22 protein-coding genes are annotated in these 21,554 nt (G+C 63.2%); 13 read left to right on the top strand and 9 right to left on the bottom strand.

Annotation, left to right across the window (positions count from 1 at the left end):
* Window positions 1-35 precede the first annotated feature (35 nt).
* From ABIE35_RS07390 to ABIE35_RS07380, 3 genes are all read left to right on the top strand, one after another.
* Window positions 36-653 (top strand): TetR/AcrR family transcriptional regulator C-terminal domain-containing protein, encoded by a 618-nt coding sequence (locus ABIE35_RS07390; RefSeq protein ID WP_354513651.1) that lies wholly within the window; start codon window positions 36-38, stop codon window positions 651-653.
* A gap of 31 nt (window positions 654-684) precedes the next feature.
* Window positions 685-1,419, top strand: a complete 735-nt coding sequence (locus ABIE35_RS07385) for a M50 family metallopeptidase (protein WP_354513650.1) — start codon at window positions 685-687, stop codon at window positions 1,417-1,419.
* Between the two features lie 158 nt (window positions 1,420-1,577).
* Window positions 1,578-3,683: an elongation factor G-like protein EF-G2 gene (locus tag ABIE35_RS07380; protein WP_354513648.1), complete on the top strand. Its 2,106-nt coding sequence runs from the start codon at window positions 1,578-1,580 to the stop codon at window positions 3,681-3,683.
* A gap of 16 nt (window positions 3,684-3,699) precedes the next feature.
* On the opposite strand, the gene ABIE35_RS07375 is transcribed toward ABIE35_RS07380, so the two are convergent.
* Window positions 3,700-4,365, bottom strand: a complete 666-nt coding sequence (locus tag ABIE35_RS07375; RefSeq protein WP_354513844.1) for an alpha/beta hydrolase family protein — start codon at window positions 4,363-4,365, stop codon at window positions 3,700-3,702.
* A gap of 76 nt (window positions 4,366-4,441) precedes the next feature.
* Between ABIE35_RS07375 and ligD the strand changes: the two genes are divergently transcribed.
* A complete protein-coding gene (gene ligD, locus ABIE35_RS07370; RefSeq protein WP_354513647.1) occupies window positions 4,442-5,467 on the top strand; it encodes a non-homologous end-joining DNA ligase in 1,026 nt (341 codons plus the stop codon).
* Window positions 5,468-5,618: 151 nt separating this feature from the next.
* Window positions 5,619-6,632 carry a serine hydrolase domain-containing protein gene (locus ABIE35_RS07365; RefSeq protein WP_354513646.1) on the top strand — a complete coding sequence of 338 codons (1,014 nt, stop codon included), beginning with the start codon at window positions 5,619-5,621 and terminating at the stop codon, window positions 6,630-6,632.
* 25 nt (window positions 6,633-6,657) lie between these two features.
* On the opposite strand, the gene ABIE35_RS07360 is transcribed toward ABIE35_RS07365, so the two are convergent.
* The 5 genes from ABIE35_RS07360 to ABIE35_RS07340 all read right to left on the bottom strand — a co-directional run bounded on the left by ABIE35_RS07360 (window position 6,658) and on the right by ABIE35_RS07340 (window position 11,258).
* On the bottom strand, window positions 6,658-7,278 hold the full coding sequence (locus tag ABIE35_RS07360; protein WP_354513644.1) for an L-threonylcarbamoyladenylate synthase: 621 nt from the start codon (window positions 7,276-7,278) through the stop codon (window positions 6,658-6,660).
* 20 nt (window positions 7,279-7,298) lie between these two features.
* Window positions 7,299-8,165, bottom strand: coding sequence for an ABC transporter permease (locus ABIE35_RS07355; protein WP_354513642.1), 867 nt, complete (start codon window positions 8,163-8,165; stop codon window positions 7,299-7,301).
* Complete coding sequence (locus ABIE35_RS07350; RefSeq protein WP_354513640.1) at window positions 8,155-9,126, bottom strand: ABC transporter ATP-binding protein; 972 nt, start codon at window positions 9,124-9,126, stop codon at window positions 8,155-8,157. Before ABIE35_RS07350 ends, ABIE35_RS07355 begins: the two co-directional genes overlap by 11 nt.
* Complete coding sequence (locus ABIE35_RS07345; protein ID WP_354513639.1) at window positions 9,123-10,289, bottom strand: LolA family protein; 1,167 nt, start codon at window positions 10,287-10,289, stop codon at window positions 9,123-9,125. The genes ABIE35_RS07350 and ABIE35_RS07345 overlap by 4 nt, the downstream gene beginning before the upstream one ends.
* A gap of 75 nt (window positions 10,290-10,364) precedes the next feature.
* Entirely contained in the window at window positions 10,365-11,258 is an 894-nt protein-coding gene (locus ABIE35_RS07340; protein ID WP_354513637.1) for an N-acetylglucosamine kinase, read from the bottom strand.
* Window positions 11,259-11,470: 212 nt separating this feature from the next.
* Here ABIE35_RS07340 and ABIE35_RS07335 point away from each other — a divergent pair, with 212 nt between their 5' ends.
* The 5 genes from ABIE35_RS07335 (at window position 11,471) to ABIE35_RS07315 (ending at window position 15,948) form a co-directional block, all read left to right on the top strand.
* Window positions 11,471-12,193, top strand: a complete 723-nt coding sequence (locus tag ABIE35_RS07335; RefSeq protein ID WP_502921367.1) for a GntR family transcriptional regulator — start codon at window positions 11,471-11,473, stop codon at window positions 12,191-12,193.
* Window position 12,194: 1 nt separating this feature from the next.
* Window positions 12,195-12,989 carry an IclR family transcriptional regulator gene (locus ABIE35_RS07330; protein WP_354513633.1) on the top strand — a complete coding sequence of 265 codons (795 nt, stop codon included), beginning with the start codon at window positions 12,195-12,197 and terminating at the stop codon, window positions 12,987-12,989.
* Between the two features lie 176 nt (window positions 12,990-13,165).
* Entirely contained in the window at window positions 13,166-13,951 is a 786-nt protein-coding gene (locus ABIE35_RS07325) for an SDR family NAD(P)-dependent oxidoreductase (RefSeq protein WP_354513631.1), read from the top strand.
* Between the two features lie 39 nt (window positions 13,952-13,990).
* Complete coding sequence (chcC1, locus tag ABIE35_RS07320) at window positions 13,991-15,661, top strand: 4-oxocyclohexanecarboxylate 2-dehydrogenase (RefSeq protein WP_354513629.1); 1,671 nt, start codon at window positions 13,991-13,993, stop codon at window positions 15,659-15,661.
* Window positions 15,658-15,948, top strand: a complete 291-nt coding sequence (locus tag ABIE35_RS07315) for a Dabb family protein (protein WP_354513627.1) — start codon at window positions 15,658-15,660, stop codon at window positions 15,946-15,948. Before chcC1 ends, ABIE35_RS07315 begins: the two co-directional genes overlap by 4 nt.
* On the opposite strand, the gene ABIE35_RS07310 is transcribed toward ABIE35_RS07315, so the two are convergent.
* The 3 genes from ABIE35_RS07310 to kynA all read right to left on the bottom strand — a co-directional run bounded on the left by ABIE35_RS07310 (window position 15,945) and on the right by kynA (window position 18,985).
* Window positions 15,945-16,805 (bottom strand): PaaX family transcriptional regulator, encoded by an 861-nt coding sequence (locus ABIE35_RS07310; RefSeq protein WP_354513625.1) that lies wholly within the window; start codon window positions 16,803-16,805, stop codon window positions 15,945-15,947. The two genes, ABIE35_RS07315 and ABIE35_RS07310, sit on opposite strands and share 4 nt — an antisense overlap.
* 7 nt (window positions 16,806-16,812) lie before the next feature.
* Window positions 16,813-18,051: a kynureninase gene (locus ABIE35_RS07305; RefSeq protein WP_354513623.1), complete on the bottom strand. Its 1,239-nt coding sequence runs from the start codon at window positions 18,049-18,051 to the stop codon at window positions 16,813-16,815.
* Between the two features lie 64 nt (window positions 18,052-18,115).
* The gene (gene kynA / locus ABIE35_RS07300; protein ID WP_354513621.1) at window positions 18,116-18,985 is read right to left on the bottom strand and encodes a tryptophan 2,3-dioxygenase; all 870 of its coding nucleotides are present in this window, start codon (window positions 18,983-18,985) and stop codon (window positions 18,116-18,118) included.
* Between the two features lie 132 nt (window positions 18,986-19,117).
* Here kynA and ABIE35_RS07295 point away from each other — a divergent pair, with 132 nt between their 5' ends.
* The 3 genes from ABIE35_RS07295 to ABIE35_RS07285 all read left to right on the top strand — a co-directional run bounded on the left by ABIE35_RS07295 (window position 19,118) and on the right by ABIE35_RS07285 (window position 21,241).
* A complete protein-coding gene (locus ABIE35_RS07295; protein WP_354513619.1) occupies window positions 19,118-19,636 on the top strand; it encodes an HAD domain-containing protein in 519 nt (172 codons plus the stop codon).
* 181 nt (window positions 19,637-19,817) lie between these two features.
* A complete protein-coding gene (locus ABIE35_RS07290) occupies window positions 19,818-21,023 on the top strand; it encodes an inorganic phosphate transporter (protein WP_354513617.1) in 1,206 nt (401 codons plus the stop codon).
* Entirely contained in the window at window positions 21,020-21,241 is a 222-nt protein-coding gene (locus ABIE35_RS07285; RefSeq protein WP_354513615.1) for a hypothetical protein, read from the top strand. Before ABIE35_RS07290 ends, ABIE35_RS07285 begins: the two co-directional genes overlap by 4 nt.
* Window positions 21,242-21,554: the final 313 nt, after the last annotated feature.

Genomic DNA, 21,554 nt, shown 5'->3' with positions numbered 1-21,554 from the left:
GAGTCGTAACAACAACCTTGAATGGAGACACCCGTATGGCACGCCCGCTGGTCCCGCTGATATCCATCGATGCCCTCGTCACCGCCGCCCTCCAGTTGGTGGACGAGACGGGGGACTTCAGCCTGCCCAAACTGGCCAAGCGAATCGGCGTCAGCCAGTCCTCCATCTACAACCATGTGAGCGGACGGGAAGAGATCCTTGAGCTGATGCGTGGCCGAATCATCGGCGAAAGTCCTTACGTCCTGGAGGACGAGCAGGACTGGGAGGCGTCGCTTCGCGCCATTGTCCGGAGTTACCGCGATGCCTTCGCCCGTCATCCGAAACTCGCACCCCTGCTGGTGCTCCAAACAGTTCAAGATGACAAGGTGATGGCCCTCTACGAGAACCTTGCCGTTGCCCTTGAAGTCGCCGGGTTCCGGGGCCGGGACGTGATGTCGGCGATTTCCACCATTGACAGCTTTGCCCTGGGTTTCGCCTTGGACCTGGCAGCACCGGATGTCGTCTGGGCTCCACCTGCGCAGGGGTATCCGGCCCTGACCGATGCCTTGGCACAGGCTGGACCCGCAGTGGAGCGTGGCGAGGCAGCTTTCGACTTCGGCCTCGAAATCCTTATTGCCGGGCTGCATTCCCGCCTTCAGTCGACAGTGCTGTGAGACTGTCCGTGCATTGAATCCGGAAGGCGCAATGACCCTCTTTCAAGCGTGGTGGGACGCGGTGGTCCGCGGTTTCACCGAAACGCACACCACCGCGGTGCCACTGCCGGCCTTGCTGGGCATCCTTGCGTGTGCCGTTGTCCTCAGCATCCCGCGCGTGACCTGGCGCTGGTTCGGTCTGTACGTCACGTTCGTCCACGAGCTCGGCCACGCCTATGCGGCGCTGATGACGGGGCGCTATGTGCACGGGCTCCGGATAGGCCTCGACCATTCGGGACGCCTTGTCAGCAGTGGCCGGAGTGCTTTTGGCGCGGCCTGGTCCGGGTTTTGGGGATACCCCGCACCAGCGGTAGTTGGCCTCGGGCTGATCGCCGCGTTTGCGGCAGGCCGTTCCGGCGCGGCGATGTCCGTCGGGGCCTTGATCCTGCTGGTGTCGCTCATTTTCCTGAGGAACCTCACCGGGATTCTCGTGGCCGTCGTGAGCGCTGCGGTAGCCCAGCTGCTGATCCTGTTCGCTGCGCCGGCAACAATGAACTATGTGGTCCTTGCCCTTGGCGTCGCCCTGTCAGTAGGCGGTGTCCGCGACCTCTTCAAACTGGCCAGTGTGCACACCAGCCGCCGGGACCGGATTGGGGCCTCCGACGCCTTCATCCTGGGCCGCACCACAGGCCTCCCGGCCTTCGTGTGGTTGACGGGTTTTACTGTGGTGATCCTCGGATGCGCGGCAGCATCTGCCTGGTTGCTGTGGGGGATGCTCGTCCTGTAATTCGTATTTCTTCCCGCTGCCAAGGACCCGACGGCGGCTGGCCGGTTTTGCCGTCTGCCAGCCCTTGCCCTGTGGTCACCTCAGGGTGTCCAATCCTGTTAACGTTCGAACAGGATGTGTTCGGACTCCCTGCCGGGATTCAACACGAGGAGGTGCCCATGTCCGCGAAGGGCACACGCGAAACGCCTAGGGGAGCCGGACCCGGCATGCCTGAAACGCGACGGGGTGATGCCGGTGCGGCATTGGCAGCAAGGGACCCTTCTCGACTCAGGAATGTTGCACTCGTAGGGCATTCGGGAGCCGGCAAGTCGATGCTGGTGGAGGCGCTGCTCGCCGCAACCGGGGCCATCACCAGGATGGGATCCATCAGCGAGGGCACCACCGTCAGCGATTCCGATCCTTCCGCCGTCCACCAACAACGCTCAGTGACCATGTCTGTGGCGCCAATTCTGGTGGGTGATATCAAGGTCAACCTGATCGACACCCCGGGCTACACCGACTTCACCGGCGAATTGCGCGCTGGTTTAAGGGCCGCCGATGCGGCCCTTTTTGTTGTCTCGGCTGTCGACGGCATTGACGCTGCCACCATTGCACTGTGGGGCGAGTGCGAGAGAGTCCGCATGCCTCGGGCGGTGGTGCTCAGCAAACTGGACCATCCGCGCGCCGACTTCCGTGCCGCCGTCGTGCGGTGCCAGGAAGCTTTTGGTGAGTCGGTGCTCCCCTTGTACGTTCCGGCGGTGGGCAATACCGGCCTGGTCGGCATCCTCAATGCGCCGGCTGATGGGGATCCGTCATCGATGCCGGATGGTGAGGAGGCGCGGGGCAACTTGATCGAAGGGATCATTGCCGAGAGCGAAGACGAAACACTCATGGACCGGTACCTCGGTGGCGAGGAATTACCACTGGCAGACCTCATCAAGGACCTGGAAACCGCTGTGGCCAGGGGGAGCTTCTTTCCGGTCATTCCGACGTCGGCGGAAACCGGGGTGGGCCTTCCCGAGCTCATGGCCTTGTTGACCGATGCCTTGCCATCGCCGGTGGAACGCATCACCCCCGCGGTGATGAAACTGGACGGTTCGCCCATGAAACCGTTGGAATGTGATCCTGCGGGGCGTCTGGCCGCAGAAGTGGTGCGGACCACCGTGGATCCATTCCTTGGCCGCGTGTGCCTGGTCCGTGTCTTTTCCGGGACGTTGCGGGAGGATTCCGCCATCCATGTGGGCGGCAGGGGACTGGCGGACAGGGGCCATGAGGACCACGACGCCGATGAACGCGTCACCCACCTTTATTCGCCGGTGGGCTCCAGCTTGAAGGCCGTTCCACAGTGTATTGCCGGGGACATTTGCGCCATCAGCAAGCTCGCCAGTGCCGAGACCGGCGATACCGTGTCCGACAGGGAAGCGCCGCTGCTGATCGAAACGTGGAACATGCCCGAGCCACTGATGCCCATCGCCATCGAAGGTGCTTCACGGAGTGATGAAGACGCGCTGGCAAAAAGCATCGGGAAGGTCGCGGCCGCAGACCCGACGCTTCGATTGGAACGCAACCAGGACACCCACCAGCTCATCCTCTGGTGCATGGGAGAAGCCCACGCCGAGGTAGTCCTGGACAGGTTGCGCGGCCAGGGCGTCAAACTGCAGACCGTGGACGTTATTACTCCGCTTAGGGAGACTTTCGCCGGCAAAGCTGTGGGACACGGACGGCACGTCAAGCAATCCGGGGGCCATGGGCAGTTTGCCATCTGTGACATCGAGGTGGAGCCCCTCGCCAGAGGTGAAGGTTTCGCCTTCACTGACAGGATCGTGGGCGGGGCGATCCCTGCAACGTTCGTTACCAGCGTGGAAAAGGGCGTCCGTTCCCAAATGCTCAAGGGCGTATCCGCAGGATTCCCGGTGGTGGACATCAAAGTGACGTTGGTGGGCGGAAAAACCCATAGCGTGGACTCATCGGATGCGGCCTTTCAGGCAGCCGGGGCGCTGGCCCTTCGTGAAGCTGCGGCAGCCACCAAAATCCAGTTGTTGGAACCTGTCTCATCGGTGGTTATCAGTGTCCCTGACGAGTACGTAGGTTCCGTGATGAGTGATCTTTCGGGCCGGCGCGGCCGGGTTACCGGCACAACCGCGACCGACGCCGAGGGAACGGACATCAGTGCCGAGGTGCCGGACCAGGAACTTGTGCGCTACGCCATTGAACTGCGTGCCCTCACCGCCGGTACCGGTCGTTTCCGCCGGTCCTACCTCCGCCACGAGCCCCTGCCAAAGTAGTGCCGCCGGGACTGGCTCAGGAGTTGGCCCGCAGAAAGGCAGCCACCGCAGGCGCCAACGATGCCCCTGTCTCAGCCGGCCCGCGTTTGACACCCTTGACCGCGAACGAATGGTCACCGCCTTCGCTCCACTGGAGCGTCGCCGTCGGGCCTATCTTGTCCACCACGGACTCCAACAGTTCCGGTGTCGCGAACGTATCCCGTGTGCCTTGGAGGAAGAGCATGGGCGCCGTAACGCCGTAGAGGTGTTCGTCGCGCAGTTTCTCCGGCTTGCCGGGCGCATGCAGGGGGTAGCCGAGGTACACCAATCCGCTGGCAGGCATGCCTTCGGCCACCGCCATGGACGCCATCCGACCGCCAAAGGACTTTCCGGCAGCCCAGAGGGGCTCACCATCGCTCAGTTCAGCGGCCTTGTCCATGACGTTGCGCCATGTGGCGATGGCCAGGGGTGGGCGGTCGGGGAACCGTCGGCCGGCCTCGCGATACGGAAAATTGAAGCGGAGGGTAGCCACTCCTTCACCCGCCATCGCCTCGGCGAAGCCCTGCAGGAACGGATGTTCCATTCCAGCTCCGGCGCCGTGTGCCACCACCAACGTGGCAAACGGGCTGTCCGGCCTGATGTAGAGGGCGGAAATGACGGATTCATCGAGCGTGATGGTGACAGGTGTTTCAGTGGTGGGCATGTAACCATCATTGCCCACGGCATCAAAAACGCCGTGGATGCTGACGCGCAAGCCATTAACGGGGTAGCTTGTGCCCATGGCGAGCGAAGCAACCACTGTCACTGTTCCCGGTCCCGACGGCCCCAGAGAAGTCCGGATTTCCAGTCCAAGCCGGGTGATGTGGCCCGAGGCGGGACTGACAAAACTGGACCTCGCCAACTATCTCATCGACGTCGGAGACGCGTTTGTGGCCGCCAACGGAGGCCGGCCCGTCAGCCTTCAACGCTATTCAGGCAATATTGAGGGCGAGATGTTCTTCTCGAAAAATCCGCCCAAGGGCGCGCCGGAGTACGTCCGTTCCGTCCCGGTGACCTATCCCAGTGCCCGGTCCCATCCGCAGCTGGTCATCGACGAGCCTGCGGCGGCTGTGTGGGCGGCACAGATGAACACCGTGGTGTTTCACCCTTGGGCCTCGCGGGCCGACGATCCCGATAACCCCGATCAACTGAGGATCGACCTCGATCCCCAGCCGGGCACCGATTTCGACGACGCCATCCCTGCCGCCCAAGAGCTCCGGTCCGTGCTGGAAGAAGCCGGATTGACTGCGTTCATCAAGACATCCGGTAATCGGGGACTTCATGTCTACGCGCCAATCCACCCCAAGCATGAATTCCTCGACGTACGCCATGCTGTGATTGCCGCTGGACGCGAGTTGGAGCGCCGCCAGCCGGAAAAGGTCACGACAGCCTGGTGGAAGGAGGAACGCGGGAGACGGATCTTCGTGGACTTCAACCAGGCAAACCGGGACAGAACCATCGCTGGCGCTTACAGCCCCCGCGCCGTACCCACGGCACAGGTGTCCTGCCCGCTGACGTGGGATGAATTGGAGAGCTCCGATCCCGCGAAGTACACCATCACCACAGTCCCGGACCGCCTGGCGAAGACGGGCGACCCCTGGGCCTCCATGCACGATCACCCCGGCGATATTGACGTGCTGCTCGAATGGTGGGAGCGGGACGTGAAGAACGGCCTGGGCGAGATGCCCTTCCCGCCTGAATTTCCCAAGATGCCGGGTGAACCCATGCGCGTGCAACCCAGCCGGGCCCGCAAGCCCGAGGAGTAGACCGGGAGTCTGCGTGCCGCGACGTCCAGGTCAGGGGGTAACGAGCCTCGCACTTGCGTGGGGGTGGTTTCTTTGTGGGTGCACCGGAACGCCGGACCCCCTGCCGACGCAGCCCACCACGCCGGCACCGCCTCCGGCAACCACAACGGTGGTGCCTACGAAGACGGCCCCTCCTTTGGTGCCGACGGTCACCGAATCACCAAGCGCGCTGCCCACGGACACCCCCTCGGTTTCGCCGGCGTTCCAGGAGCTTCGGGCCACCTTGGAGCTCTTCTCCCGGGAGAAACTGGAGGAAGGCGCCTCAGCGGTGCTCATCAAGGCGAAAGTTGGCCGTCAGGAGTGGACCAGCGCAGCAGGAGTAAGGAGCCGGGAAGCGCGCACCACAGTCCAGCCCAGCGACAGTTTCCCTGTGGGCGGGCAACTCCGGACCATGGTGGCAGTGTCCATCTTCAAGCTCGCGGAAGAGGGACTGCTGACGTTGGATGACACCGTCACTACGTACCTGCCGGGTTCCGTTGCTTCGGATAGCCCCCTCACCATTCGCCAGCTCCTGGGAATCACCGCGGCTCTCCCGGACATGACCCCTGCCCAGGCCGATGCGTTGTTGGGACGGGTGGTGGAGCAGCTCCGTGGTTCCTCGCTGGAAGCTGCCCTCCGGGCCGACATCCTGACACCCCTGAATCTCGGGACCACCCAGCTGTTGGTCCCGGGCTCCACCGTGCCGGATGACCTTGTGCATGGCTATATCCAGGTGGGCGGGGATACCGTGGATGTCACGTTTCCTTCGGCGCCACCCGGGGTCGCACCAGGTGGCCTGGTGTCCAGCGTCGGGGACATCAGTACTTTTCAAGATGCCTTGCTTAGGGGGCGGTTGTTGGCGCCGGCAAGCCTCATTGCCTTGAAGGGCACGGTGTTCGCCGAGTACGGTCTTGGCCTGGATCACTGGGACGACCGCTGTACAAACGGCTCCTACTACGGCCACGCCGGAGATGTTCCAGGCTACGGAAGCATTGCCCTCAGCAGCGCCGATGGCAACCGCCAGTTGGCCATGTTCGTGGCCTATCCTCCGCAGCCTGTTGTGATGCAACCGTCCGCACTGTCGCTGGAGATGACGGGTGTTGCGCAGGTGGCCTTGAACTCAGGTTGCCGTTTCCAGTTCCGCTGAGCGTGCCTTCCAAGCATCCGTGCGGCTACTCGAAGCGCGAGGTATCACCCATTCCGCGACGCACAACCTCGGCCACTCCACTGGAGAAATCGATCACGGTAGTGGGCTCTGAGCCGGTATCGCCGGCGTCGATGACGCCATCCACCTGGTTGTCCAGGCGCTCCTTGATTTCCCAGCCCTGGGTCAACGGTTCTTCCTCATCCGGCAGCAGAAGGGTGCTGGAGAGCAGAGGCTCGCCGAGTTCGGCCAACAGCGCCTGGACTACCTTGTGATCGGGAATGCGCACCCCCACGGTCTTCTTCTTGGGGTGCAGCAGCCGCTTGGGGACTTCACGCGTAGCCGGGAGGATGAAGGTGTAGCTGCCGGGAGTGACGGCCTTGATGCTCCTGAAGATGTCGTTGTCCAACATCACGAACTGACCCATCTGGGCAAAGTCCTTGCAAACCAGGGTGAAGTGGTGTTTGTCGTCCAACTGCCGGATGGTCCTGATCCGGTCCAGAGCTTCCCTGTTGCCGATCTGGGCGCCCAGCGCGTAGCAGGAGTCGGTGGGGTAGGCGATCAAGCCGCCGCCTTGGAGCATGTTCACCACTTGGCCGATGGCGCGTGGTTGTGGATCTTCCGGGTGTACGTCAAAAAATCTGGCCATGGGAAGAGCCTACGACAAAGCTATGACAAGACGTCCTTGGTAGAGAATTTGGCGTAGGCCAGCGCGCCGCACACTGCCATGTACCCAGCCTGGAGAAGCGCGTTGTCGCCGAACGACGTCCAGGAGATGGGCTGCCGCAGCAGATCCGCGAAGCCCAGCCAATGGTGGCTGAAGAGCCAAGGGTGCAGCCATTCAAGTTGGGGGAGGTTGTCCAGTACTTGCGAGACCACCGAAAGGACGATCGTGGCCGCCATAGCCCCTACCGGCACGTCCGTGAACGTCGAAATGAGCAGGCCGATCGCCGAGAGTCCCAGCAGCGACACAGTGATGTAGGCAGCGATCAACAGCGATCTCATGGCCGACTCACCCACGCTGATGGTGTCACCGGACAGCAGGGTCACCGGCCCCACGGGAAAAAGTACGACGCCGGCCAGGGCGCCGGAGGCCGCGACAGTCGCCGTTGCGGCGAAACAGAAGGCAACGGCCCCGGCATACTTCACCAACAGCAAGCGGATCCGTCCTGAGGGAGCCAGCAGAAGATACCGCAGAGTTCCCGTGTTGGCCTCTCCCGCGATGGTGTCTCCGGCCACCACGCCAACGGTCAGTGGCAGGAACAGCGGAACGCACACCACCAAGGCAGTCACAGCCACGAAGAGACCATTCTGGGTGATGCGGTCCAGGAAAAGCGGTCCACGCCCGGGCGTCGTGGGCCGGGATGACAACTTCACCGCCACGGCAATCAGCAGGGGAACTGCAGCCAAGGCGATCAGCATGGCCCACGTGCGGAGCCGGCGGAACAGCACGGACAACTCGGAACCCAGGAGTGCCCATCCGGCTCCGGGCCGCCCAGCAACCGCGGTGCGTTGACCAGCAAGTTCAGCCGACAACGTCGAACCCCTCTCCTGTCAGTGACACGAACCGTTCTTCGAGGCTCGCGTTTTCCACGGCGAAGCCACGGACGCGGACACCCTCGGCAACCAGTGCGGCCACGATCATTTCGGGTTCCAGGCCATCGAGCCCAGTGCCCAACAAGGCTGTGGTTCCCCATGGGCTGCCGGTACCGGGAGCTTGGCCGGGAATCAGTCCCAGGCGGGCCATGACGCTGGCGGCACGTTCGACGTCGGGTGTGTGGACCACAACGTGAGCCTGCCCGGCGGAACGCAGCTCCTCCAGGGGACCTTGGGCAACCAGCCGGCCGGCACTCATCACGCCCACGTGGGTGCACATCTGTTCCACCTCAGCCAGCAAGTGGCTGGAAACAAACACGGTGGTCCCGCCTGCGGCCAGTGCACGAACCAGGCCGCGCACCTCACGCGTGCCCTGCGGGTCCAGTCCATTGGTTGGTTCGTCGAGGACCAGCAGTTTCCGTGGCCGCAGCATGGCGTTGGCGAGGCCAAGGCGCTGCTTCATACCCAGCGAATAGGCCCGGACCTTCTTGCCCGCGGCGTGGCCAAGCCCCACTCGCTCCAAAGCGTCGTGGACACGTTGCCGCCTGGTGGACGAGGCGGCATGGCGGTCGGCGGTGTCCAGGCGCATCAGGTTGCCCGCACCGGAGAGAAACGGATAGAAGCCCGGCCCCTCCACCAAGGCGCCGACATCCGGCAGCACGGACGCCAGCGACTCGGGCATCTCCTGGCCGAGCACCCGGATGTCGCCACCGCTTGCCGAAGCAAGGCCCAGCAGCACCCGGATGGTGGTGGTTTTGCCCGAACCGTTGGGGCCAAGGAAGCCGAAGACAGAGCCCCGGGGGACTGCGAGATCTATCCCATCAACGGCGGGACGGTGACCGAAGCGCTTGACCAGGCCTCGCGTTTCTATGGCGAAGTCAGTGGGTAAGGAACCGCTCACTGGGTGGCAGCGGCTGACTGGAGCCGCTCCAATGGCACCATGCCCGCGTAAACGCGGCCGTCGTCGAGAATCAAGATGCTGACCAGCGACGTCGTCAACGCACGGCCACCGACAACAGGTTGGAGTGCCTGGGACAGCTGGGGGTTTGACGTGAGCCCGGCCGGGGCAGAGCCGGCCGGCAAGGCAACAACCGACTCCCAACCCTCACCCGTGACGGTAGGGCGGGGCCGATGATGCTCCGGTGCAACTCCAGGTGTGGGCGTGCCGGGAGCGGCCATGGTGGGAACCGGCTTGGCCGGGAGTGCCTTCTCCGTCACAGTGGCGCCCGGTGGCGGGGTGAACTCGAACAACGCAGCATCCGGAGTGGACAGGTTCAACTCAGTGAAGCCCAGTGAATACGCGGGGTCCGACTGGCCCTTGGCCCGCACTTCGACACCCAGCGGCAGGCCGGTGTCGGCATCAACATCGATCGCCACGGACTCAACCAAGGTCGCGGTGCTGCGGGGATGCAGGCTGAGCCGGTACGCATTGCGGCCGGCAACCGAGGTGGAATCACCAACGGACACCTCGGTGTTGTCGTCGATCGCCGCCAGGAACCGGCTGGCCAGTGCTTCGGGCGTGGGCACGTCCCGTGAGGACACATCCGGTGAGGACATATCCGGTGAGGGCCGGTCTGATGAGGAGGTGGGCGGAAGCGACGGCCTGGGGCCCGCGAAGGACGGGACCTCGGCTGGAGATGGCTGTGGCGCAGTTAAGTGCGTGGCGCTGTTGTCCGCCGAGTTGTAGAACCAGGCGTCGCGCCCGTTGATCACCACGTCACGCTCCGCCATGCGGTCCATGATCTGCAACCGGGCCCTGTGCGGACCGTCGACATAAACCCGGGCTGTGTGGGAGCCGGTCAACAACTCCATCGCCGAGGCCGCCCCGGGGGCAATGCCCGGGCCCACCGCGGGGATTTCCGGCAACCCCAGTGCGGCGGTTTGTTCTACGGTGCCGGACAAAGCCCGGACCTCTGTGCGGGCAATCATCGCCAGGACCTCGTCAGCGGTCTTGGCCGGGAGGGAGACGGTGGCGCCGGCTTGGACCGAGCCGAACACGGCAGCCATCGCTACAACAAGGGCGATCACGCCGACAGGCAGCCACCGCTGCTTGGACCGCGCCATTGTCACCAACCACCGATCGGGAAAGGCATGAACCCAGACTACTCCGGTTGCCTGCGCGGATCACCTGTCCGGGCATCAGTCCTTGATGAGTTGGCGTGCCAGTTCCACCGCCCCGTGGACCGGGGTTTGGGAGAGAATCCGGATCGATGACGGGTCTTCCAGGGAGACCTTCCGGGCAACGGAGCCAGCGAGCTGGCTGTGGTTCACCAGTAAGCTGCCGGCCATGACCAGCGGCAGCTCAAGGCCGAGCTCTCCCAGTACCTGCCTGGCCAAACTTGCCAAATGATGGGCTGCCTCAGCCTGGATCCGGACGGCTGCCGAGTCGCCTTCGGCCGCGAGTTCAAGGACCAGTGGGGCGAGAGTCGCCCAGTGATCCGGCTCAGGTTTGGCGTAGAAGGAATCCATGAGTTGCAAGGCGTCCACATTGGCCGTCGCGGCCATCAGCGAGCGGACCAACGTCCCGGGTTCCAGGCCTGCGTAGTATTCTCGAAGGGCTTCACGCACGGCGTCACGCACCACGGAGTAGCCACCGCCCTCGTCGCCCAGCAAGTAGCCATAGCCACCGCTGCGGGCTTCCACTCCGTCTGCATTCCGGCCCCAGGCCACTGACCCGGTACCAGCAACCAGCACAACTCCGGCATCCAGGCCTGCTGCGGCGAGGACGATGCGGGTGTCATGGACCACTTCGACGCGGGCGCCCGGAAAATGCTCAGTCAGGAGCGCGGACAGCACAGCCCGGCTGGCTGGGGTGTCGGCGCCGGCCGCACCAGCACAAACGGCTTCGATTCCGCTGCCCACACTCGCGGCAATCCTTCGCAGAACTGCGTCGGCTCCTTGGTGGCCTACTGAGGAAAGATTGGCGCTCGCTTCGGTGATTTCGACGCCCCCGCCCTCGGCATGGGTTCCGTCCCAGCGAACGGCATGCGTCTTGGAGCCGCCGATGTGCAGGCCGAGAACCGCCGGCGTCATCGACGGGCCGCCGTTTCATCTGTCCCGGTCAAAGGGGCAACGCTGGTTTTGGAGCTGTCCCCGGACCTCTTCCCGCCGTTTTCACCGAACTGCTTTATATCCTCCAACTGACGTCCCTTCGTTTCCTGGCTTTGTCAGATCAGCGTGGCCCACATGAACCCAGTTCACATTGGCATAGACCAATTCCGTTGTCTACAAGTAGGATGTCCAATATGCCCACAGACCTCGCGCCGGCAACGCCTAAGTACTACCTCCTCAAGACTGAGGTACTCGCGCTCATCGCGGACCTCCAGCCAGGAACGCTGATCCCCACCGAACGCGCATTGGCAGAAAAATACGCCACGTCCCGCACTACTGTCAGGCAAGCAATCAGCGAGCTGGTGGCCGAAGGAAAGCTGGGCCGCATCCAAGGGCACGGAACCTTTGTCGCCCCACCCAAAGTGACGCATGTCAGGCAACTGACGTCCTTCTCCGATGACGCCCGCAACCAGGGGCTGCGGCCGGATTCCCGGCTGCTTGCCCTGGATGTGGTCGGGTCCGATGCCGGCGTCGCAGTCAAGCTGGGACTTGTGCAAGGCGAGCCTGTTACCCGGCTCGAGCGCATCCGGTTGATCGAGGGGGAGCCACTGGCGCACGAGGTCGCCTGGCTCCCAGGCAGGCTCCCGCGCTTCAAGTCCAATCTGGCTAAAACCGGTTCGCTCTACGCTGTACTGGCCGATGTCTACGGCCTCCGCGTGGCCGACGTTGAAGACACTGTGGAGACGGCCCTGGCTGGGCCGGAGGATGTCAGGCTGCTGGGGATCGAGATGGGCGCGCCATTGTTGGTGGTCCACCGGCTGGCCCGCAGCGCCAACGGCGCCCCGGTGGAATGGACCCGCAGCGTCTTTCGCGGTGACAGGTTCCGGTTCGTATCCCGCGTGAAGTCGGGAGCCTGACGTGGCCAACTCGTCCTCGGGGGAGTCAATTATCAGGCGTCTGGTCCGGCTGGTGGGAGCGTTCGACGACGACCACCTCACCATGAGCGTCGCCACCTTGGCCAGGCGTTCCGGGCTTCCGGTCACAACCACCTACCGTCTGGTGGACGAGCTGTTGAATGAAGGCTTGCTCGAGCGCGGAGCCAATGGCGAGGTGCGGATCGGCACCCGGCTGTGGGAGCTGGTGTCCAGGAGCTCACGCATGGTTGGCCTCCGCGAAGCGGCCCTGCCCTTCATGGAGGATGTGCAGTCAGTGGTCCAGCACTCCACCACTTTGGGAATCCTGGATTCGGACGAGGTCCTGTATATCGAACGGATCGGCTCCCGGGATTCCTTGGTGGACATCACCAAAGTGGCCGGCCGCCTTCCGGTTCATGGAACCTCGTCAGGGCTGGTGCTGCTGGCCTATTCGCCCCCTGCGTACCAGGACCTGTTCCTGTCACGAACGCTGGAGAAATTTACCGATGCAACCCTGACCCAGCCCAATGAGCTGCGCCGTCACCTGGCAAGTATCCGGCAACAGGGGTTTACCTCCATGCCCGGAATCATCGTTCCGGAATCCAGCGGAATCGCAGTCCCCATTTTTGGCCGTGCGAATACGGTGGTCGCCGCCCTGAGCGTCGTGGTTCCAAGAAATGAAGAAAACGTCGCAGCCCGGGTTCCTGTCCTGATGACTGCGGCGCGGGGCATCTCACGTGCGCTTGGCTGGCGGGGCGAGCTCAAGGGCGCTGTCCGGCAAAGCAACGGAAGCATCTGATTCCCGTTCATCGGTAACCTCGTGGTTCCACTCACAAGCGCGCTGGCAGAGTGGAACCCAGCAGGGCATCACCGCCCGATCTCCACCTCAACAGGGCCCCTGGGGCCCTGTTCCGTGCTGCCCTGCGTCGTACCCGGGTTTCAGCAGCCGCAACGCCGCGGCAGGAGGAGTTGGTCATGGAAACAGCAACGCAGGCGGGGCAGGAGTCAGTCAGCGGGAGAGTGGCCGGCAAGGTCGCCGTGGTGACCGGAGGCAGGGGAGACCTTGGCGGTGCAACAGCCCGTCTGCTTGCCCACCACGGAGCGATCGTTGCCAGCCTGGACCGGGCAGGAACATCCGCCACAGCAAGCCACTCACGGATCACTGAGTACGACGTCGATGTCACCAGTGAAGCCAGTGTCGCGCAGGCAGTGCAGCAACTGACCGCTGATCTCGGCGCACCGGACATCCTGGTCAACGCGGCAGGAATCATCGGTCCGGCAGGTGCCAGCCATACTGCCAGCATGGACCAGTTCAACCTCGTCTTCGACGTCAATGTCAAAGGCGTATGGCTCCTGACCAAACACGTTGTTCCGGCCATGATCGCCAAGCAGTCCGGCAGCATCATCAACTTTTCGTCCATCCACGGATTGACCGGCGGGCGCAACGTCCCCCTGTACCACGCCACCAAAGGAGCCGTCCGGCTCTTGAGTAAATCTGACGCAGCGGCCTATGGCACCTACGGAGTCAGGGTGAACTCCATCCATCCCGGATCCATGAATACGCGGATGAGCAGGCACTCGGCAGAACAGTCGGACATCGGAGCGGAGGCCTACTACCAGCAACTGGTGGGCGGAAACCCGCTCCCGCGCCAAGGGGAGCCGGATGAGATCGCCTACGGAGTGCTCTATCTGGCCTCCGATGAGTCCCGGTTCACCACCGGCTCCGAGTTGGTCATCGACGGCGGTTACACGGCCGTCTGACAGCCCCCCAATCCATCACGCCCATTGAGAGGTACCACCATGAAATTCCTGAACGGCACTCCCTCCGCTACCTATGACGTCGTCGTCGTCGGTTCCGGGGCCGGCGCCCTGACTGCAGCCGCCACGGCCGCACGTGCCGGCAAGTCCGTCGTCGTGCTTGAAAAGACCCAAATGCTGGGCGGAACAACCGCCGTCTCGGGAGGCATGTTGTGGGTTGCCGACAACCATCATGCCCGCGAAGCCGGGCTGCGTGACTCCAAGGAAGCGGCAGCACAGTACGTCCGCGCGGTTGCCCGAGGCCGGGGCCGCGAAGAACTTCTGGATGCGGCCCTGACCTACGGCGACACCATGCTTCGCTTCACCGAAGACGAATGCGGAGTCCGGTTTATCTTCCTGGACAACTTTCCGGACTATCGGCAGGACCTGCCCGGTTCCGTGGAAGGCGGCAGGACAGTTGAACCTGAGCTGTACAACATTCGTGAAGCGCTCGGCGGCCTCGCCGCCCACGTCCGTTCCGATGGCCGGGCCCCATTCACCATGCAGGAGTATGAGACCTGGGGCGCATTCACCAAGTTCCCATGGGCGCAATTGCACCAACGGCAGGAGCAGGGGCTTGTTGCCAAAGGCCAGGCGCTGGTCGCCATGCTGTTGGCCAGCTTGGTGCGGGATGACGCTGCGCTGGTGGTGGGCGCCCGTGGGCATCGACTGCTGAACGACGGCGGCAGGGTAGTGGGCGTGCAGCTGGCGTCAGGCGAAACTTTCCATGCGAACGACGGCGTCGTCCTCGCCACGGGCGGCTTCGAATGGGACAAGGCGCTGGCGGACTCGCTCCTGGCCTCACGCCTGTACATCATGTGCTCACCGCCGTCGAATACCGGCGATGGCCTCAAGATGGCCCAGCGGGTGGGGGCCCACACCCGGGGAACCCGGGAAGCCTGGTGGGCTCCCATGTCCATCACGGGAGATACCCGGGATGGTGAACCGGTTGGTACGCTTCTGCGTTTCGAGCGTCAAGGACCGGGATCGCTCATGGTCAACCGTCATGGCCGGCGGTTTGCCAACGAATCCCAGAACTACAACGACCTCGCCCGGTGCCTCCAATCGTGGGATTCACCCAACAACCAGACCCTGAACACCCCTGCCCACGTGGTGTTCGATCACGGCTACCTGGCGCGCTACGGCATCCTTGCCCATCGGGCGGGGCAACCGACGCCGGCTTACCTGACGGAAGCCCCCACGTTGGCGGAACTGGCCGCGAAGATCGGTGTCCCTGCCGAAAACCTGGCGGCCACCGTTGAACGCTTCAACCACTATGCAGTCAACGGCGAAGACCCCGATTTCGGCCGCGGAGAAAGTGCCTACGACAAGTACTGGGGTGACGATGACCGCCCTTGGCCCAACCCTTCCCTGGGTCCACTGCAGTCCGGTCCTTTTTATGCCATGGAGGTGGTCAATGGCGCCTTCGGCAGCAACGGTGGCGTGGCAACCGACGCGCTGGCGCGGGTCCTGGACGTCGACGGAGAGCCCATCCCCGGCCTGTTCGCCGCCGGAAACACAACGGAGAACGCCTACGCTGCTGGCTACCCTGGGGCGGGTGCCACCCTTGGGCCCATTATGACCATGGGCTATCTGGCAGGACGCACCATCGCAGGCAAGCCGGCAGAGTACACGTCCGCGGGGTATAAGGCGGTAGCAGGAGTTGACGCATGATTCGCCACGCGGTGCTCTTCAAGTTCAAGGCCGACTTTCCCGTGGCAGACAAGGCTGCCTGGCGGGAAGGCCTGGACAGGATGAAGGGCAATATTCCCGGCCTGCTGGAGCTCACCCACGGGCCGGATGTCCTCCACCATGACCGGTCCTTCGACTACGCTATTGTGGCTGACTTCAGTACGGTAGACGACCTTGAGGTCTACACCACGCACCCACTGCACGAGCCGCTTAAGAAGTACTCCTACCCCAACAGCGAGCAGATCATCGCCGTGGATTTCGCGCTCTAGCTGGCCGTTTCCTTCAAGGTCCGGCGAACAAACTCCGCACTGGGCTCCGCATAGGCGGCAACTATCCGGCGGAACAGTGCCGAACCTTCGGCCCCGGGCCAGTCCTCCGGCAGGAATGCAGAAGGTAACCCGGGGTCCAGGTACGGGATGATCCGCCATCGGTCGATGCACTGCACGTAGGTGGAAAAAGCTTCGGCAGAGGGCTCTACCGTCCGGCCCGGAGACACAGCAAGGCCGTCGCCGGCCGAACCGTGCTCACGGATAAAGTCCCGGTGCAGCGCGGCCACTGCTCCCAGGTCCCACCACTTGGAGGCTGCGTCCCTAAGGCTGCCGCCGACCATGGGTGTTTCCGCGACGAAGATCGTCGCCATGTCCCGGAGCGACAAATCCGTCAGGATTTCCTCTACTTCGCCTCGCAGCGAATCAGGGCAGATCCACAAACCCGCCGCCACCGTCCCGCAACCGATCCAGTGGAGCCGGCGCCGCAGCTGGTGCCGCTTTTCGCGTTCAGTCTCCGGAATGGAGAAGGAAATCAAGCACCAGGGATCCTCCAGTGACATGCTCCGTGGGTTGTAGATGCGGCGGTCGCCGCGCGCCAACATGGTGGCGGCCCCGTCTGTAAGCGTGAACCCGGGAACCCCGGTACGCGCCTCCTGAAGCACCACATCCTTTTTGCGCAACCGGCCCAAGGCGGTCCGGGTTACTGTTCCTGACGTGCCCAAGGCCTCCATGAGTGCCACGATGTCCTTGGCGGACATCCATCCGCCGGCGTCGCGCAGGTACAGGCCGATCACGGTACGCAGCAACGAGGTTGTACTCCCCGGACGGGAGTCCATGTCGTCGAGGACAGCACTCATTTCCGGCTCACTGCAATTCGGAGAGTGCGTCGCGGATGGCTGCCACACCCAGTTCAACTTCGGCAAAGCTTGTGCTCAAGGGAGACAGGCCAATGCGCAGGCCGTGCGGGGGACGGAAGTCGGGGATGACACCCTTTTCCCAAAGCCTCGCCGTGACGTCTGCGAACAACGGGTGGTCCACGGTGATGTGGGATCCGCGCTCGGCCACATTCCGGGGGCTCACGATTTCCGCGCCAAGAGGCACCAGGAGCTCCTCGGAGAGTGCGATTGCGTACTCAGTGAGCTTGATGGACTTTTCCCGGACCGCGTCCATCCCCACGGAGGCAATCAGTTCCAGCATGTCCTTCATAGGCTGCATGGCCAGCACGGGAGGAGTTCCCGTGATGAACCTGCGCATCCCTTGTGCGGGACGGTAGGCGTCCGTCATGCCAAACGGGTTGTCGGCACCCATCCAACCCCAGATGGGTTGCTGCAGCCGGTCCTGCTGGGAAGCGTTGACGTAGGCGAAGGCAGGCGAACCTGGGCCACCATTGAGGTACTTGTAGGTGCAGCCGACTGCGATATCCACGCCCCACTTGTCCAGCTCCATGGGCACGGAACCTACGGAGTGGCAAAGGTCCCAGAGCATCAGGGCACCGGCCTGGTGAACCTTGGCGGTGATGCCCTCGGCGTCAGCCAGGAAGCCTGACCGGTACGCAACATGGCTGAGGACCACTACGGCGGTCCTCTCACCCAGCAATCCATCCAGGTCCTCCGAGCGGACACCGCTGGCGGGGTTTGCAGCGATCCACTTAATGCTCACCCCACGCTCCGCGGCGATACCCTCGATGATGAACCGGTCGGTGGGGAAGTTGTCGCGGTCAATGATGATCTCATCCCGACCCGGCTGGGCCTCCACTGCCGCGCGGATCATCTTGTAGAGCATCACGGACGTGGAGTCGCCCACGGTGGTCTGCCCAGCGGCGGCGCCCAGCGTCACTTCGCCGATGCGGTCTCCCACGACCGTCGGCTCATCCATCCATTGCTCGTCCCAACCCCGGATAAGGCGGCTGCCCCAAGCCTCGTGCACAAACGAATCGAGCTTCCCTGCCGTGATTTTCAGCGGGCGTCCCAATGAGTTGCCATCCAGATATGAGGTGAGTTGGGCGGCGTCGGGCGCGTAGAAGGCCTCGCGCTGGGCGGCGAGGGGATCAGCGGCATCCAGTTCGGCCGACGTTGGCCGTTGGGTTTGCTGTGCTGTGGTCATGGTTCCTCCTGCGGAAGTGTTGTGCGTCGATGCTGGATGCTTGCCTGGGTGCTTGCCTGGGTGCTTAGTTGCCGATTTCGGTGCGTACGGCGTAGAGCTCGGGGAAGAAGGTCAGGTCCAAGGCGCGCTTGAGGAAGTCCACGCCCGAGGATCCTCCGGTGCCCACCTTGAAACCGATGGTCCGCTGAACGGTCCGCAAGTGGCGGAAACGCCATGCCTGGAAGTTGTCCTCGATGTCCACCAGGTCTTCGCACGCTTCGTAAAGGCCCCATGGGGTGTCGTCCGATTCGTAGATCTTCTGGAAGATGGGGACCAGGTCCTTGCGGAAGGTCCACGGCTCGCTGGTGTCCCGCTCAAGGATGTCGGCGGGAATGTCATAGCCGGCGCGGGACAGCACTGAAAGGAAGGCGTCATACAGCGTGGGCTCCACCAGGAGTTTGCTGAGCAACGCATGAGCCTCGGGTTCGCTTTCGAAAACGCGCAGCATCCCACGGTTCTTATTGCCCAGCAGGAACTCAACACCACGGTACTGATAGGACTGGAAGCCGGACGAGCTGCCCAGGAACCCGCGGAACTGGGCGTACTCGCGGGGCGTTAGCGTTCCCAGGACCGACCATTGTTCCGTCATGGTCCGTTGGATGGCCTTAACGCGAGCGATGCACTTCAGTGCCTTGCCCAGGTTGTCCGCGTCAAACAGCCTGCGGGCTTCCAGAAGTTCGTGTAGGACCAGCTTGAGCCAGAGCTCGCTGGTCTGGTGCTGGATGATGAACAGCAATTCATCATGGTGTTCCGGCTCGCTCAGAGGATGCTGGGAGCTGAGCAGGTGATCTAGGTCCAGGTATCCGCCGTAGGACATCGCATGACGGAAATCTGTGCGGACGGTGTCCTCGATGTCCCGGACGCTGTGGGCGGAATGGACTGTGGGCTTTTCCATAGTTTGAGATTATCACTTCCAAGACGCACGTCAAGGTATTGATTTAATGCTCGTGGGGGATCATTTCAAGGTCGTGGGGAATCCCCGTCACGTAGGCTGAAGCACAACCAACGGGGAAGGGGGGGAGTGCGCATGGAAAGTGCGGAAAGGGCTGCCGCGCCCGTGTCGATCTACCTCGACGTCGACGGCGTGGTGAACCCCTTCAGTCCGGTGGGAACCACCGATTGGGGTGGCGAATGGACCATCGCCGACGCCGGGATCCTGGAGGTGGCCTTCGCGCCGGAACTCGTGGCAGGACTTAATGACCTTGCCCACCATCCAGATGCGCGTTTCGTATGGCTGACCACGTGGGAGCGCCTTGCACCCGAGTTCCTCTGCCCGGCTATCGGCCTCAAGGGGGAGGACTGGCCGGTACTGTCCAGCCAGGGCTGGGACCAAGGCCCGGAGTGGTGGAAACTTGTCGCCCTCCAAAAGGACCTGGCGGCTACGGGGAGCCAGCGGATCGTATGGTTGGACGACCAGCTCAGCCGGGAATCCGACGCCCGCTCCTGGGCTGAGTACCAGCACGACCGTGTGCTTTACATCTCACCTGATCCCCGCAAGGGACTGTCCCCGAGCCACCTTGCAGCAGTACGGGAGTATCTGGGCTGAAGGGAAGGGCGAGTACGTTTGTCCGCTCACTGGATGCCACGTAAGATTCTTAAGGTTTCAAGCCCGCCAGAGTGAATTCCGCAAGCCCGGTCAGTTGAACACTTGCTGAACTATGCTGTGGATGGCAGGTACGGGGAAGTGAAACTGCTGAACGTCGACGACTCTGCAGATTGGGCAACAGGTGGATATCACCTTCATGGTCGCGCTGGTAATAGCGTTGGCCCTTTTCTTTGACTTCACCAACGGGTTTCACGACACAGCGAATGCGATGGCCACGCCTATCGCCACGGGGGCGATCAAGCCCAAAACGGCCGTTGCCTTGGCCGCTGTGCTCAACCTCGTCGGCGCGTTCCTCTCCACGGAAGTGGCCAAGACCATTTCCGGTGGGCTGATCCGGGAAGGCTCGGATGGTATCCACATCACTCCGGACATCATCTTTGCCGGACTCATGGGCGCAGTTCTCTGGAACATGGTCACGTGGCTCAAGGGCCTGCCATCGAGCTCATCGCATGCCCTGTTCGGCGGCCTGATTGGCGCGGCAGTGGTGGGCATCGGGCTCCATTCCATCAACTTCGAGACCGTGCTGCAGAAGGTGATCCTGCCCGCGATCTTCGCGCCGCTGATCGCCGGCCTGGTGGCTTACATCTGCACCCGCCTCGCCTACGCACTGACCTCGCGCCACGATCCCGAAACCGGCGACAAGCTCACGCAGAAACGCGGCGGTTTCCGTACCGGACAGATCTTTACGTCCAGCCTGGTGGCACTCGCGCACGGCACCAACGACGCCCAGAAGACAATGGGCATCATCACTTTGGTTCTCATCGCAGGTGGAACCCAGGCTCCAGGCAGCGGTCCGCAGTTCTGGGTGATCGCCGCCTGTGCCTTCGCCATCGCCATCGGTACTTATGCAGGCGGCTGGCGGATCATCCGCACCATGGGTTCCGGCCTGACCGAGGTCAAGCCCGCCCAGGGTTTCTCTGCCGAAACCAGCACGGCTTCGGCCATCCTCGCTTCCTCGCACTTGGGCTTTGCCCTGTCCACCACGCAGGTCGCTTCGGGATCGGTCATCGGCTCGGGCCTGGGCCGTAAGGGCACCTCGGTTCGTTGGGGTACCGCAGGCAAGATCGCGTTGGGCTGGCTCTTTACCCTCCCGGCCTCGGCCATTGTCGGTGCGCTGACCGCGCTTTTGGTGAGCATCGGCGTCGTGGGCGTCATCATCGCGGCAGTTGTTGGAACATCAGCGGTGCTCTTCATGTTTGTTGCCTCGCGCAAGTCGCATGTGGGCCACCATAACGCCGTCGAAGTTGAAGAAGCCGGCCATGCCGTCCGGTTCCGCAAGAAGAAGAAGACCCGTAAGACCACCCAGATTGAGGATGTGCAGCGATGAAATGGTTGGAATTGCTGCAGGTAGGAGGAGTCACCCTCGTAGCGGCGGTGACTTTGGTGGTCCTTTACTCCCTGGGGGTCCGCCTCACGGCCATCGCCGGTGACGCCCAGCAGAAGTCGCCTGTCCTGGTCCGGTCCCTGTCCTACGTTTGCTTCGGCGTGTGCGCTGTTGCCGTGCTGTTCGGGATCTATCTGATTGTTCCCTACTTCGGTAAGTAGCAGCTTCTCTGGCAGTCAAGGGCTTTCGGGAGAATAATCAGCAGTGTAGTTATGCACGTAACTGCGTGGTTGTGATCCGGCAGATGCGGGGCTGTCATGAATTGCCCATCTCGAAGCCATCCCATCCGACTGGCCCTGGTTCCGGTCTTGATGATGGGGCTCTCCGCCTGCCTTCCACCCGCTGCGGAGGGTGGCGGATCATCCCCTCCGGGCTCTCCCTCCTCCACAGCCGCCACCACTGGGCAACCAGCACCAAGCACGCTGGTTCCTACAGCCACCCAACCGGTCGGTCCGGCAGGCCCAGGCGTCCCAC

Origin of the sequence: Paenarthrobacter sp. 4246 (genome assembly GCF_040546855.1) — a bacterium.
GTDB lineage: Bacteria > Actinomycetota > Actinomycetes > Actinomycetales > Micrococcaceae > Arthrobacter.
This window is presented reverse-complemented; position numbering and strand designations above follow the sequence as displayed.

Bases quoted from the DNA above. Each gene is read 5' to 3' on its own strand.
- ABIE35_RS07315 (WP_354513627.1), top strand. From the start codon at position 15,658: ATGATTCGCCACGCGGTGCTCTTCAAGTTCAAGGCCGACTTTCCCGTG.
- ABIE35_RS07385 (WP_354513650.1), top strand. From the start codon at position 685: ATGACCCTCTTTCAAGCGTGGTGGGACGCGGTGGTCCGCGGTTTCACC.
- ABIE35_RS07375 (WP_354513844.1), bottom strand. From the start codon at position 4,365: ATGCCCACCACTGAAACACCTGTCACCATCACGCTCGATGAATCCGTC.
- ABIE35_RS07340 (WP_354513637.1), bottom strand. From the start codon at position 11,258: ATGACGCCGGCGGTTCTCGGCCTGCACATCGGCGGCTCCAAGACGCAT.
- ligD (WP_354513647.1), top strand. From the start codon at position 4,442: ATGGCGAGCGAAGCAACCACTGTCACTGTTCCCGGTCCCGACGGCCCC.
- ABIE35_RS07325 (WP_354513631.1), top strand. From the start codon at position 13,166: ATGGAAACAGCAACGCAGGCGGGGCAGGAGTCAGTCAGCGGGAGAGTG.
- chcC1 (WP_354513629.1), top strand. From the start codon at position 13,991: ATGAAATTCCTGAACGGCACTCCCTCCGCTACCTATGACGTCGTCGTC.
- ABIE35_RS07380 (WP_354513648.1), top strand. From the start codon at position 1,578: ATGTCCGCGAAGGGCACACGCGAAACGCCTAGGGGAGCCGGACCCGGC.
- ABIE35_RS07285 (WP_354513615.1), top strand. From the start codon at position 21,020: ATGAAATGGTTGGAATTGCTGCAGGTAGGAGGAGTCACCCTCGTAGCG.
- ABIE35_RS07335 (WP_502921367.1), top strand. From the start codon at position 11,471: ATGCCCACAGACCTCGCGCCGGCAACGCCTAAGTACTACCTCCTCAAG.
- ABIE35_RS07310 (WP_354513625.1), bottom strand. From the start codon at position 16,805: ATGAGTGCTGTCCTCGACGACATGGACTCCCGTCCGGGGAGTACAACC.
- kynA (WP_354513621.1), bottom strand. From the start codon at position 18,985: ATGGAAAAGCCCACAGTCCATTCCGCCCACAGCGTCCGGGACATCGAG.
- ABIE35_RS07295 (WP_354513619.1), top strand. From the start codon at position 19,118: ATGGAAAGTGCGGAAAGGGCTGCCGCGCCCGTGTCGATCTACCTCGAC.
- ABIE35_RS07345 (WP_354513639.1), bottom strand. From the start codon at position 10,289: ATGGCGCGGTCCAAGCAGCGGTGGCTGCCTGTCGGCGTGATCGCCCTT.
- ABIE35_RS07360 (WP_354513644.1), bottom strand. From the start codon at position 7,278: ATGGCCAGATTTTTTGACGTACACCCGGAAGATCCACAACCACGCGCC.
- ABIE35_RS07390 (WP_354513651.1), top strand. From the start codon at position 36: ATGGCACGCCCGCTGGTCCCGCTGATATCCATCGATGCCCTCGTCACC.
- ABIE35_RS07305 (WP_354513623.1), bottom strand. From the start codon at position 18,051: ATGACCACAGCACAGCAAACCCAACGGCCAACGTCGGCCGAACTGGAT.